The following is a 14,457-nucleotide window of genomic DNA, read 5'->3' as shown; positions in this document are numbered from 1 at the left end:
CTACCTCAGCTTCCCTGCTTGTGCTAGTTTTGATAAGGCCTTGCGATCAATTTTTATATTGTGGCGAATATCAACTGGAAATTTTGAGCAGATATAAATCTCATCGATATCTTTTGTGTGTGAGTGTTGATTTGCCATGATCTTTAACTCTTGTTTTAAGCGAGATTTATTCATGACAAATGAATTTGGTTCAACACTTAAAGCAGGTCTAATGCGATTATTTTTTAGAATCCATATCAAAGCAGATTTCTCAACTAGTGGATGTTTATTAAATATTGCTTCTATTGAGATTGGATAATATGTAGTGGCATGGGCCTTTACTTGATGGGCCTTGCGTCCATAAAACCAGAGTCTACCTTCGTTATCAATTCTTCCAATATCACCCATGCGATGCCAGAATGTATCACCGTCATAGATTTTTGCTTCTCGTGTTTTGTCTTCTAATTCATGATAAGCGGCAGTAGCTGTTTTAGTTCGTACAATAATTTCACCAATCATTCCGCTAGGAAGCTGCCTTGTATCTTTTATATCTTTAATTACGCCATCTACATCTTTAATAATTCTAATTTCAACGCCTGGACAAGGTAGACCAATACAAGTACCAGAACCCTTAGCAGTTTCAAATTGTGTTTTGGTAAGAACTTCTTTTCCGTTAAAACAGCTAACTGGCAAACATTCAGTTGCTCCATAGGGTGTATATGTGTCTGCATCTTCACGAGTCAGTCTTGAAAGTAGTCTTTCATGTACTTCATTGCGAACAGGAGCACCAAACATAACAATGTATTTTACAGTATCGAGTGTTTGATTAGTCTTTTCTAGATGACGTCCAACTCTATCCCAAATAGCAGGTGAGCCAGCAACAAATGTTGCTTTATTATCATTGATATTTTTAATGAGTGCTTCGGGATCACATTTTGCTGGTTTACTCGGGTTCATGTCTGGGATTACGCTAGTCATTCCCATTGACATGGTAAAAAATGAGAATAAAGGAAACCCTGGAACATCAATATCTTCAGCCGTTAGATTGAATAACTCCTGTAGCACATCAGTTTGTCTGTTAAATATTTCATGTGTGTATTCAACACCCTTTGGCCTACCAGTTCCACCGGAAGTAAAGAGGATGGCCGCTAAGTCTTGAGGGGCAACTTCCTGTGTACTAAAGTCCCTATGTTCTTTATTTCTGAGTGAGCTAATTGTTGTTAAAGAAGAAAGTATCTTACTTTCTGTAGTGAAATACTTCTTAATTGTTTTAAAGCTATCTTTTTTAAATAGCCTAAGAATATGCACAATATTAACTGCGATTAGATAGTCAGGTTTTGCATCTTTGATTGCTTTAAAAAGGTTCTTAAGGCCCATTCCTGGATCGATTAGAATAGGGATGGCCCCTAGTTTAAAGAGAGCAAAAGTAAGGGCAGGGAAGTCAAATGATGGTTTTACAAAAAGTAAGACCTTGTCTCCTTTTTGGATACCTTCTTCATTTAAACAGGCCGCATAGTGAGAACTTAAGTCATTAAACGCTTTAAAACTTAATTGGTCATACTTATATCCACTGCCTGTTTTAACTGGAAACTTAAGACAAGTCTTGTCTGGAGTTTGTTGTGCCCAGTTCTCAATTCTAAGAGCTATATTCATTCAGAAAGCCTTTTATTTCTTTAAGACAATTTTCTCTTTCGTCTTCAATCACATAGTGACCAGCATTTTCATATACGACATACTTAGTCTTTGAGTCATCTTGGGGATAAAACTCTTTCCATCTCTTTAAGAATTTCATATTAAAACAGAAGTCCTTAGCGCCCCAGAGAAACATTTTTGGACATTTTACATTCTTTAGTCCATTTTCAATCTCTTCTAATCTTCCATAACTTGGATGGGACTTTGTTAGTGGAATATCTTTTACAAATCGAGCTGTAGCAATTCGATTCTTGTAGCTATTATATGGGTGAAGATAACCTTCTTTAATATGTTTAGCTAGAGGCTTTGTTGTAGTCATAAATGTTGCAGGCCAAGCAAAAGCATTAAACGTGCGAACCATTGGCTCACCAATAAGAGGAAGCTTACAAAGAGCAATTCTTTTTGGGATATTAAGAGACTTAAATGCAGCTGTATTAAGTAGAATAACACCTGTTACACTTTCTGGTCTTGTTGTTGCAACACCCATTCCAATAGCTCCACCCCAATCGTGAACTAGAAGTTTAAACTTCTTTATTTGGAGTTGATCAATAAGCATTAGGACGTTATTGATGTGATTTTCTAATGTATACTCATAGTCTTGTGGCTTATCTGATAGGCCACATCCAAAGTGATCAGGAACAATGCAACGATAATTTTCTTGTAATTCTTTTATAATATTTCTGTAATAGAATGACCACGTTGGATTTCCGTGAAGCATGATAACAACTTCACCTTCTGGATTACCTTCATCGAGATAGTGATATTTATTGCCATTGATTTCAAGAAAATTATTTCTAAATGGGTATTCGTGTTGCCAAGTATCGATTGTCATATCCATTACCAAGTTACTCCTAGTACAGAACAAGAAAGACCAGAACCAATTCCTACAAGAGCAACTTTCTTACCTTTTTCAATTCCCTGTTCATCATTCATTTTTGCAAGTGTAATAGGAAGCGCTGCTGAGCCTGTATTTCCTAAAGTATCAAATGTATCAAATGTCTGATGTTTATTTAGTCCTAGCTCTGTTAGAACGACTTCTTTATGTGCCTTACCAACTTGATGGCCGATAACGATATCAATCTCATTAGCTTTTAATTGAGAATCTTCAAAAGTTTTCTTTGCTAGTGCCTTTCCGTATTTTAGTAATTCTTCAGAGTCTGTTTCCATGACAAGTGTCTCTGGGTTACCATCGCCTTGGCATAGCTTATTTGCTGTCGAGTCACTTCTGTTAATTATTGAAGTAATTTGAGGTGCATTAGGGGCCTCGCTCTTATGAGCTAGACAATATGCTACACCTGCAGATCCAATTGTTAAGTTTGCAAAAAACTTTTTAACGCTTTTTCTTGTAATCGTTTGATCTTCATTAAGTGTTTTAATTGTGTTTTCTAAAAGGGGAGCGCTATTTTCACCAGATAGAATAATTGCACGCTTAATAGCACCTGTTTCAATCATATTTGCTACAACTTCCCATGCACTAATCATACCTAAACAAGCATTTGAGATATCAAATAGGCTACAGCTTTGTGGCATTTCTAAATTAGAGTGAATAACCGAAGCCGTTGAGGGCTCTAAGAAGTCACGACATACACTGGAATTAATTAGCAGGTTGATTTCTCTTTTTTGAATACCTTTTTTAGAAAGCTTTTCTAGGAGTTTTTCTCCTGCCTGAGTTGCAATTGAGCTTGGCCTAGTTGAATTTGGCCAAAAACCTCGTGACCTAATTCCCGTCATAAGCTCTAGTCTTCCATGAGGAAGTTTTAATCTTGTATATATAGGTTCAAGTAATTCCTCAAGTTTATCACTTGTTAAAACTTCTGGAGGATCTATATATGCGTAGTCTTCTATTACGACATTATTATACTTCATTTCTTTCCTTTCTTATTCCATTAGGCCATGTAAGTTTGCCATTGAAATTCCACTTAGCATTGAGCCTATGATTCCTAGGAATCCTTGATCTGTTCCACATAAGAACAGTCCATTAACTGGTGTTCTACCATCGCGTAGCTTCTGAGTTGAGCCGTAAACACATCCACGCATATGGCCTGTGTAGCGTTCAATTGTATGAGGTGTGAAAACATCTTTGAATTTCACATCAAGCTTCGCATTTGGATATATTGTTTTAAGAGTTTTTAATGATTGCTCGTATATTTCATTTTTCTTAGCTAAATAGGCTTTGCGATCAGTATTGACTAGTTCTTTCCACTTTTCGTAATTTGCCATGTAAGTAAGTCTAATTAGGCCTTCATTATTATCATCGTCTGCAAAATTATTTGGGAAACAAATGACTGCACTTTTGTCATCAATAAAGTCGCTTGGAGCTCGATATTGATAATCTTCTCTTTCATTGTAAAAGAGAATAGTGTCATTCATATCAAAGTCTTTAGGTCTTTCATCTAAACACAGGATAGTCTCACAGAAGGTCATCGGGCCTACTTCTATCTTTTGAGATGTTTGGCCTTGAGTGATTGACATTGTTTCAGGGTGTCCCATACTTGAGATTACTTTTTCACATTCAAGGACTTCACCGTTTTCTAGTGTAACACTTGTTACTTTATCATTTTGTGTATTGATGGATTGGACACTTGCGCGAAAACGAAGTTCTCCTCCTAGATCTTTATACTTATCAAGTAGGAGATTGATAATCTTTCGAACACCTCCATCTGGTCTAGCAAAACCCTCAAGGTAAATACTTTTAAACATGATTACAAACTGAGAGAAATCCATGTCGTCTTCCCATGCAGATCCATAAATCAACAAAGGAGCAAAGATCATTGAGATAAGCTTTTCATTTTTTATATATTTTCTGGCAACATCTTTTGCCATAAATGTTTCATTAGTTAGGGCGACTTCATTGAAGTCTTTTATGTGTTCCACAAATAAATTGAATTCATCAATATGAGTAGGGAACTTTTCTGCAATGTCTTGAACTAAAGTAGCAAAGTCATTGTTGAAAGTAAGAGTTGTATCGGGAAAGATAATTTTTGATTGTTTTTGTTCAATTAATTCTAGCTCTTTCCAAGGAATACGTAGTTGTTTTAAGAGTTTTGTAAGAGGTTTTCCTCTGTCTCCTCTTTGTGCAAAGTTAGTTAGAGCGTGTAGACCTACATCAAAATTTCTTTTACCTCGACGGTAGTATGAATTCAGTCCTCCCGAGATAGAGTGCTTTTCTAGGCAGACAACTTTCTTACCAAACATCGCAAGCCTAATACTTGCAGCAAGTCCACTCATCCCAGCGCCAATAACAATTACATCATATTTTTGTGTCATATCGTTTCTTTTTAAAAATTGGCCACCTTTGGTGGCCATGTATCAATTTATTGAAATTTTGGTGTTAGATAAGCAACACAAGAGTTCATTGAAGCAAGCTCTGGGTAGTCTTCTTGAGGTACTTCTACAGCGTGTTGTTTCTTAAGCTCCATAACGATGTCTAGAAAGTCCATTGAGTCTAGATCTAGTTGGTCTCTTAGTGGAGTTGCATCATCGATTGTTGTTACATCATCATCAACTGCAATGTCTGCAATAATATCTACAACGATTTGTCTTACTTGTTCTGGTGTCATTTTCTTCTCCTGTAATTCTTTTTACTTTAAATTAAGCCTTAGCTTCGTATTTTTTTATAATTAGCGTTGAGTTAATACCTAACATTCCAAATGAATTGTTTAGGATATACTTCACATCTTTTTTTAGTGGCTTTTCTAAAACGAGTTGATCCATTGCACATTCAGGATCGATCTCATCAATTTTGTGACAAGGATGAACCATTCCATCTTCAAAGCTTGGAAGGTTTCCTGCTAGCTCTAATGCACCAGCAGCACCCATTGCGTGACCAATAAGGCCTTTTGTACAATTAACAGCAACTTCTGGAGCATCCTTAAATGCTTCTTTAATTCCTGAAACTTCTTGGATGTCGCCCATTTTTGTTCCTGTCGCATGAAGGTTTACAATATCGATATCCTTAATTGTAAGTCCTGCTTTCTCAATTGCTTTATGTACACATTGCATTTGACGCTCTGGATTTGGTAATACGAAATCTGAGGCATCACTATTTGTATGATAGCCAACGATTTCACCGTAAATTTTTGCACCACGAGCGAGTGCATCTTCTAGTCTTTCAAGTGTATATACACATCCACCTTCAGAGATAACGATTCCATTTCTATTGTTATCAAGTGGACGACTTGCTCTAGTCTGATCTTCTGGGAAGTCTGCTAGTGCACCTTGCGCTTTAAATGAAACGTGGTTTCCAAATGAATTTGCAGACTCTGATACACCACCTGCAAGAGCGAGATCAACTTCTCCAAGTTGTAACATTTGTACCGCTTGGATTAGTCCCATATTCCCGGCCGCGCATGCAGCACCTATTGTATAGTGAGGACCTGTAATTCCTAAATTTAGAGAAACTTCACCAGCAGGAGCATTGGCAACTGTTCTTGGATTGTGGTGATGAGTCCAAAGTGAATTATCTTCATTGTTATTCTTGTAGAATTGGAATAATTCTTCTTCGGTCTCTACTGGCCCATGCTCAGTAATTCCAAGATAGATTCCAATTCGAGACTTATCCATTTCATCGATATTGAGATTAGCGTCTTCTAGTGCTTCTTTAGAACAATAAACAGAGATGCTTCCTACGCGTGTTCCACGTTTTCTCATCTTTCCTTTTTGGTGCTTCTTCACATCAAAGTCACATTTTCCAACTGGAATTTCTCCCATAAATCGAACTTCTTCGTAAGTGATTCCTGACTTTTGTTCAAGAAGTGCTGAGCGGAATTCTCTTAAATTATTTCCATTTGGTGCTGTTAGTCCAACACCTGTAATCACAACGCGTGATAGATTCATTTACCTGCTCCATTATGTTTTTCATTTTCAATTTTTGATACAATATTTAGAAATGAGTTTCTTAAACCAGTCTTAAGTCCTGATTTAAGTTGATTAATATCTGTCATAGAGTTTTTTAATACTTTCGTCACAACTGGGAACTTCTCAATGGCCATATAAGGATTATCTAATTCTTTGCTTATAGAGATGATGAATTCGCTCAATGATTTTGCAAATCGAGTTGTCGTTAAAATATTTGTTAGTCGTGTTTGTCTTTTCTCATCTTTTATAAGGTTTAAAGACTCTGAAGTGATATTTTCAAATTCTTCGATGATTTCAAGTTCACGTTTCTTTACAATATTGGAAACGATGTTGATGGCATCATCATTGGCCTCATGGATTTTCATTCGTTTAATTTCAGGATGATCCTTAGTTAGAACCATCTTATATGTTGAAAGTGTTTTTAAGGCACTTGAAACTGCTGGTTGCGATAGACCTAAGATCTTTTCAATCTCATCAGAGGCAAGGGCCCTTGGAGAATAAACGAGTACGCCAAAAACAGCACCTTCAATGCGCTTAAAGCCAACTTTTGAAAAGAAGGCTTCATAATGAGGTAGATAGTCTAGAAGACTTGCCTCGATAATCTCAATTTCCATATTTTCAGTTACTTTCATCTTGAAATTCTTTACTCAAAAACACGTTAATATTTCAAATATAAAATATAAGTAATATTGTCTAAGTGGTCAATCTTAAAAGGATCTTGCGCGCTTAAGAAGAGCATAGCGTTAAATGATGTGCTGCAAGGTGCATTCTGGTCCTAAAATAATATCTAGTTACATTAAGCACCTGTTAATTTTTCAACTTGGGGCCAGTATGCTACTAAAAACGTCAATTATGTGGTGTAAAAGTTGGCATGAATCTTGAACTAGTTTCACTATTCAATTTTAAATCAAGAAGATTTAACTTTAACACTATCGGCAGCGAGGGGTGTCGAGTTTTTGAAACGTAGGGAGAAAATTACATGAAAAACTTATTGGTTATTGCAGCGCTAGCAACTTTATTCGCATCTTGTGGACGTTCAGGTGGAGGAAGCAGTTCTTCTTCGACTTACGGTACTTACACGTCACCTTATGTTACAGCAAATGGATTTGTATCAGCTCTAAATAGTGTTGATCCTTATTACTATGACCTTAATACACTTGAAAAAGATGAATATGATTCTCTTAGAGAAGACTTCTTTGTTTACTGGGATGCTAAATATAATGAATTTGTAGCTATTGATATTACATACCTTAGAACTCTTGCTTATTGGGACTACTACTCAAATAACCAAGGTCTAGCTGATGAGTTCCGTGATGTTCAAAGTGATGATGCTTGGGACTATGGAATTATCGGTGACGGTTGGGGTGATGATTACGAAATCGTTGATCACGTAGGTTACGATGTATTTGGTGATCCAGTATTTGAAGGTTTTGATACTGGTTACTACTATGAAGATGAAGAAGAAACAATGGATACAGGTCTTATGGCCGCTAATGATGAAGAGTTAGAAATGTTTAATAAAGCATCTCTTTATTCTCAAGCATTTAAACTTCCTTCAGATAAAGCTCTTTCTCTAGTAACGATGGAAAAAGAAGTTTCAAGAATGCTAGAAAATGCTAAAAATGGCGAACTTCTTGAAGAAGACCAAAAAGCAATTGCAAATAATATCAAGCACTTTACAGGTAAGTCGATTGAGGAATTCATGGCCGCAAAGAATGATTTAAATGCACGTGAACAAATCATTGATGATGTAGCTGGCCACTTAGGAACGACAACTCAGAATATCGAAGATGTTATCCTTCCAGAGCTACTATCAATTGAATTATAAGTTGTTGATAAGACAAGAAATACCACACCGTAGAGGGGGCCTAAATTGGCCCCTTTGTTTTTAGAGAACTAATTACTGTTCACATTATTTACATACTTGAATTTGTTTCAATTTCTCCTTATTTCGTTCCATATGTTGATAGAGTTAGGGCAATGAATTTATTTAAAGCAGCTATATTATTTATTGTCTTAGTAAGTATGTCTTATAAGACATTTGCTTCCACTGGTTTGGTTGCTATTAAAGGTGAGTCTTTACCTGCTGCTGATCTCTATAGTCCTAAATATGGTGCAATCGACTCTGAACAAGCCTTCGAATTACAACAAGAAGGAGTGGATTTATCCAAGCTTTCACCTGTACTTTCAAGTCTTTGGAACGGACACAATAACTTCGCTGATCATGAGCGTGATGACAAAGAATTACCAATTTATAAAGGCCATGAATTAGATTTCAAGGGAACAATCAGCTCTCCTGCAAGTATCTTACGATTTAATGCTTCAAATAATGAAGGTAATTTCCAGGTACACCTTTCAAAAAGTCTACATACAATACTTCTTCGTAAGCATTTTCTAAGAAGGCTTGGCTATATTATCCCAGCTTCAAAATATTTAGAAGAAGTGCGTATCAATTTTAAAAATGAAAGACAAAAAGACTTCTTTAAAGACGTTGATCTAGTAACTCAATTAGGAGCATCATATAAGAATTGGTTAGTTGAAGAAGGTACTAATTATCTAGTCCTAAAAGATATCTTTGTTCGTAAGCCACAAGAAAGTGATTTCTATGATGTTGCTCTGACATCTTTAAATGACTCAAAAGACTTGAGATCCCTTAGAAGCTTAATTGTGATCTATTCTTACCTTAATTTAAATGAATCAATTAATAAATTCTCATATAATTTCTTAAAAATAAAAAATGAACATCTCGTTTTTGATTATCCAACAACTTCAGATTTTGATGCAACATATGATGATGTACTTTGGATGGCAAGACTTGTGGCCGAGCTTGATCGTGAAGATATAACGGCATTAGTAAAGGCCTCTCACTATCCTGCAATCGTTGAAAAGATTCTCATCGAAAAATTAATTGCTAGACGAAATAATTTGGTTGAAGTTTTAAAGCTTCAGGCCAAGCAATATGACTTTAAAAAAGAAATAAAACACGAATTAGTGAAAGATGGACACTTAAAGCCTCATAAGTTTGAGGGATACGCTGGACAATTCAGTTTTGGAGCATCTCAAGGACCTCTTGATCATCTACCATCTTTTCTCTTTGGAGAAGCTCAATCAGCAGCTTTTTCTGGAATTATGGGTAAAGTGAGTGAAAATTTAAAGCTATTTAATATTTCGGATGCAAAAATAAAATGGCTGCAAGAAGACTTTGAAGGAAATAAAGAATTTGCTTTAGATTATTTTGAAGAACATGGACAATTTCCACCACTTCCTTTTTCAAGCTGGAAGTCTCCAGTTGTAAGTGGAAATATTTTATTTGGTAGAGATGTTGTCGTAGGTCAAAACTTTGGTACAGATAACTTTGTTCAATTAGCAGATACGATTGGTTTTACAACAAATTTAGGACTCTTTATTGGGCTTGAAAGGTTTATCTCTCAAACAACCAGTGGATCGTTATTTCCTAATATTGGTATTCATACAAGCTATACTCATGTAAGGCCTGTCGAAGATCTTAAGCAAGCAATTAAAACACCTTATAAGAATATGCTTGTAGGTAAAACACTTAAAGTTTTACAAAAGAATCTTACTCAGTATTTATCTGCTTCAAATGATGAGGAGGATAAAAAAGAAAAGCTATTTGATATATACCGCTCAATTTCAGAAAACTTCGGGGTTGGAGAGTCGATTATTATATCAACTTCTGTAGTTCCTGATATTACACTTTCTATAAATGCTCCTCTGTTTGATGTTGCTAACGGTTATGGGAGTGTGAGTAAGAAGTATAAAGAGTTATCACGTATTCATATTACTAGAAAATCAAAATATAATTTTCATATTTATTATGATGATGCACGTGTAAATGAGCTTAGGGTTCGAGGTGGATTATCATATCTTATTCCAATTGTTATGTTTGAAGGAAAGAAGATTGATTCAAAACTTGATATGAAATTATATCAAATCAATCTTGATCCAGACCAGGATGAATTAGATTTTTCTAAGAACGTTGCTAAGTTTATCTCTTTATTAAGAGATCGTACAAACGATGCGATGGGAGAAGAAGATATTCAAGTTTATAATAATTCAAACGACAGTCTCTTTAACTTTAACTTTTTGTTTCTTGTTAAGAAATCTCTTAATACATTTAGTGAAATACTGGTTAAAATAAAGAATCGCCTTGATATAAAATTAGTTTCTGCTAGTCATGGTGAACTTGATGGTGTCAATTATAGTAAGTTTCTTCGCAACATGGGTGGCTACCTTTTAAAGAGATATATTAGTGAAATTGGCTCAAGCTTTGATGTCGATGATCTTCCATTTTTGTCTGAAGCCAAACATTATTATAAGAATCCAGGTAAGAATCTCTTTGGAGCAGCTACTACACATGAGACAACTTTAGAGTCAAAGCTTATTGATGACGAAGGAAAAGTTGAAATCAGCAATATGAAAGAGCTCTATATGAGTTATCGTAAAACATATGAAAGAGCTGTAATTAAAGAAAAAGTTGTTAGAAAGAAACTTAAAAAGGAAAACGAGGACTTTAATTTAAAGCTATATACAAAATCAGATGCATCTGATGCCGGAGATATGCACTTTGCACGACTTGAGACAAAGATTCATTTCTTTGATGGAGCAGTTAAGAGAATTCTTAATATCTCAGATAGAGAATTAGATGAGTTATCAAGTAAGATGATTATTAGAAATTGTCACCAGAGACATCGTCGTCACGACCGCAATACTTCAGGGCAAACACGCTCTCAACGTCTTCGTTGTGGTGATCTTGATGTAATATCTAATAAATTATATTGGTGTAGGAAGTATTTACGAAAAGATAAAGCTCAAAAAGGTTTAAAGTGCCTCTCTCATGTCGGTCATTATTTTGCTCGCTACATTGATGCACGTACTCTTTTAGACTTCTTTGGTGAAAGAAACTTATACGTTGAATCTAAGCTTTCAGGATATCGCGTTGATCATGAATTAATGCTAGCTCCTATTGAAGGTAATTCATATGGAAAGATCAATACGAGAAGCTTTGGTGGGCCTATTGGTAAGTTAATATCTGTTCTTAATCTAATTAAAGCAGAAGTTAAAGGCCTGTGGTATAGGGAGGATCTTAATTAATGAGAACTCACTTGTTAAAAACATTATTGCTTTCTGCTGTATATTTAGTTGTGAATGCTAATAGTATCGATTTAGTTTCTAGACAATGGTCTATAGATAATAATTCACAATCATATTCAAGAAAAGTATCAGAATTAGAATTTAAAGAAATCAAAGGCGTTGATGGTGTCGATATTAATTACTTTTCTGACGAGGACTTAGAAAGTATTGATGATAAAAAGTCTTTAGTTGCTATTATTGATACTGGTGTCGATATCGATCATCCTGAATTAAAAGATAATATTTGGCTCTATCCTGAATGTATTGGTAAGAGTGAAGAAGAAAAGAAAGAATTACCATGTCGTGGTTATAATGTGCTAGATGGTAATGCTGACGTTTCAGATAATGAAGGACACGGTACATTTGTCGCAGGTCTTTTATCCGCTAAGAAAGATGGTGTAGGTATTGATGGCCTATTGCCTAAAAATATCAAAATTATGCCTATTAAGGCCATCACAAACTTTCAGGGTTTTACTTATAAAGGTAAGGTCGTTTCAAGTTATATAGCTCGTGCTATAGCTTTTGCTGTAAATAATGGTGCTGATGTAATTAATCTCTCTCTTGGTATTCCAAAAGTAATCGAAACTCCACAGCTGATTAGTGCAATTGATTACGCCCTTGAAAAAGATGTGATTGTTGTTGCTGCTGCCGGAAATAATAATAAGAAAAAGAATATCTTTCCTTGTAATTATGATGGAGTTATTTGTGTTGGTGGGATTGATATTCAAGGTGAAAAAGTTGCATCCTCTAACTATGGTCAGGTTGTTGATATCTATGCTCCTGGAGAAAAGCTAATAAGTACGATTCCAACAAATATGGAATCAAAAGTTCTTCGTATTGGTCAATATGATCTTAAAAGTGGAACTTCTTACGCTATTGCTCATGTGACAGCACTTGCAGCTGCCTTAAAGTTAAAAGGAATTGTTAAAAATAGCTATGAATTCTTATCTGTCTTGAATCAATCAAGCACAAATTATTCTAAAGACTTTTGGCTTCCTAGTGTTGATTATAAGAAATCTCTTTTAGTTAAGAATCTTTATCCTGTTCTTCTTACTAAGAAGATGGATACATTAGAAGTATCTCCTCGTGGAGATATTGTATTTGAATTTGAAGTTTATAATCCAAATGAATCAATTTCAGCTCATAAAGTATGTCTAACATCTGATAGTGACATACTTACTAAAGATACTTGTTTTGACAAAGAAATAGTAAATGGACGCAATGTGATAAAGCTTAAGTCAAAAATTAAATCTTTTGATATTGAGTCTTGGCAAAATTTTAATATAAAATTAATCACTTCATCTGATGAGGTTCTTGTTTCTAAAAAGGCAAGTCTACAGCTTGTTAAGCCAATTAAGTTAGATGAGGCCAAGGTGATCACTAAGATTGCAGCAGGCGCTCTGTTAAGAATTGCACCTAATATTAAAAGTTCAGCTCTGTTAAAAGTAATCGATTTCACTGCTAATAAAGCAACACAGGATTATTATGTATTAAATAATCGTTCATTAAGAAGTATTTTCTATCTAAATGAAGCAAAAAAAGAATATTCACCAATGCAAATTAAATTTGCAACAGATATCAATGTCATTAGTGTTTTAAAAGCTGATATGAATCTAGATGGTACAAAAGATATTCTTGTGTATGGAACTTCTAAAGATAAGAGAGAATATATCCTCGCTTCATATGATGTAGCTGGAAAACCACTATTTGGTGAAAAATCAACATGGAAACTAAATGCTACACAATTTGGTGGATTGAATTTTAATCGAGGAAGGCCTTATTTTAATTTTATTAAAACCACATCTAAATCTCTTGGTGATGTCTTAGTACCGCTTGTTTCAAGAGTTTTTGACTTGCCTCAAATTGATAATAATCAAGATCCAATCGATTATTTAAATAACGTTAAAAAGAAACGCCCATACTATCTTCTACCTGAGGTTGTTGACGAAGAAGTTAAGTTACAAATTAGAACATTAGAGTCTTATGATTTTGACTCTAAGTTAAGAGAACAGCTAGATCTTGGTTTTTATGAAAATCTACAATTTGTATCACTCCTTGAACAAGATAATAAATCTCTAATGAAGGGGAGTGTGAAGTTAATTTTTGCAGTAGGAGAGGTCAGTTTTAATAATTACTATGTGATTAATTTTGATGATACATCTAATTTTAATATCGTTAAAAAGAAGCGCTCGTTACAGATTCATAAGTCTAATATTACAACGATTAGATCTACTGTTGATGGTGAGTTCACTCAGAACTATCTCATCACAAGACAGCAAGAACGTAACAAACTTGCATTTAAATTCTCCGATTCATCTAAGACCTTAAGGTTTGAGAGTGAGTGGGAAGATCCACTTTCTTCAATTCTTGCAGCTTTTGATGAAGGTCAAGGCGAGTATTCAATATACGTTGAAGGAAGATATAATATTCACTTATTAAACATTGTAGATAATAAGATCGTGAATCACTCTAAGCGTTCTATTAATAGAGAGTCTAGTTTCCCTGGTGCTAACTTTTCTCAAATCTTTCAAATGTCACAGATTAATTCTTCTAAAGGTGGAATCTATACTGATATGCAAAGACTTTTTGGAAACAACATAAGCGTTATAACAAAAGATGGTAACGTATTATCATCGAAACTCAAGTATCACTACTCAATACCTGCGCAATGTGCACTAATTGGTCATGCTCAAATTGATAAAAATATGCAGATCAGGCTACATTGTATGGGACCTGGAAAGCTAAGTTCTGTCTACATTCATAATGTTAAATAAGTTT

At 34.9% G+C, this 14,457-nt stretch carries 10 protein-coding genes; 3 read left to right on the top strand and 7 right to left on the bottom strand.

Translation table 11 applies throughout. The features are described 5' to 3' along the window. The 7 genes from BALOs_RS08375 to BALOs_RS08345 are packed head-to-tail and all read right to left on the bottom strand — an operon-like array spanning position 1 to position 7,160. Positions 1-1,632 (bottom strand): fatty acid CoA ligase family protein, encoded by a 1,632-nt coding sequence (locus tag BALOs_RS08375; RefSeq protein ID WP_120404889.1) that lies wholly within the window; start codon positions 1,630-1,632, stop codon positions 1-3. Continuing rightward, positions 1,616-2,509, bottom strand: coding sequence for an alpha/beta fold hydrolase (locus tag BALOs_RS08370; RefSeq protein WP_162929622.1), 894 nt, complete (start codon positions 2,507-2,509; stop codon positions 1,616-1,618). Before BALOs_RS08370 ends, BALOs_RS08375 begins: the two co-directional genes overlap by 17 nt. Beyond that, positions 2,509-3,537: a 3-oxoacyl-ACP synthase III gene (locus BALOs_RS08365; protein WP_120404887.1), complete on the bottom strand. Its 1,029-nt coding sequence runs from the start codon at positions 3,535-3,537 to the stop codon at positions 2,509-2,511. The genes BALOs_RS08370 and BALOs_RS08365 overlap by 1 nt, the downstream gene beginning before the upstream one ends. A 12-nt stretch (positions 3,538-3,549) precedes the next feature. After that, positions 3,550-4,938 (bottom strand): NAD(P)/FAD-dependent oxidoreductase, encoded by a 1,389-nt coding sequence (locus BALOs_RS08360; protein ID WP_120405646.1) that lies wholly within the window; start codon positions 4,936-4,938, stop codon positions 3,550-3,552. A 47-nt stretch (positions 4,939-4,985) separates the two neighbouring features. Beyond that, the gene (locus tag BALOs_RS08355) at positions 4,986-5,231 is read right to left on the bottom strand and encodes an acyl carrier protein (RefSeq protein WP_115362930.1); all 246 of its coding nucleotides are present in this window, start codon (positions 5,229-5,231) and stop codon (positions 4,986-4,988) included. Between the two features lie 31 nt (positions 5,232-5,262). After that, positions 5,263-6,507, bottom strand: a complete 1,245-nt coding sequence (locus BALOs_RS08350; RefSeq protein ID WP_115362928.1) for a beta-ketoacyl synthase — start codon at positions 6,505-6,507, stop codon at positions 5,263-5,265. Beyond that, positions 6,504-7,160, bottom strand: a complete 657-nt coding sequence (locus BALOs_RS08345) for a GbsR/MarR family transcriptional regulator (protein ID WP_120404886.1) — start codon at positions 7,158-7,160, stop codon at positions 6,504-6,506. The genes BALOs_RS08350 and BALOs_RS08345 overlap by 4 nt, the downstream gene beginning before the upstream one ends. Before the next feature lie 347 nt (positions 7,161-7,507). Here BALOs_RS08345 and BALOs_RS08340 point away from each other — a divergent pair, with 347 nt between their 5' ends. From BALOs_RS08340 to BALOs_RS08330, 3 genes are all read left to right on the top strand, one after another. Continuing rightward, the gene (locus BALOs_RS08340; RefSeq protein WP_115362924.1) at positions 7,508-8,356 is read left to right on the top strand and encodes a hypothetical protein; all 849 of its coding nucleotides are present in this window, start codon (positions 7,508-7,510) and stop codon (positions 8,354-8,356) included. Between the two features lie 152 nt (positions 8,357-8,508). Further along, entirely contained in the window at positions 8,509-11,640 is a 3,132-nt protein-coding gene (locus BALOs_RS08335; RefSeq protein WP_120404885.1) for a hypothetical protein, read from the top strand. Continuing rightward, positions 11,640-14,453 carry a S8 family serine peptidase gene (locus BALOs_RS08330; protein ID WP_120404884.1) on the top strand — a complete coding sequence of 938 codons (2,814 nt, stop codon included), beginning with the start codon at positions 11,640-11,642 and terminating at the stop codon, positions 14,451-14,453. The genes BALOs_RS08335 and BALOs_RS08330 overlap by 1 nt, the downstream gene beginning before the upstream one ends. Positions 14,454-14,457: the final 4 nt, after the last annotated feature.

It is taken from the genome of Halobacteriovorax sp. BALOs_7, assembly GCF_003612895.1.
Taxonomy (GTDB): domain Bacteria; phylum Bdellovibrionota; class Bacteriovoracia; order Bacteriovoracales; family Bacteriovoracaceae; genus Halobacteriovorax_A; species Halobacteriovorax_A vibrionivorans.
Note: the sequence above shows the minus strand (reverse complement) of the source record. Positions and strands in the feature narration are given on the sequence as shown.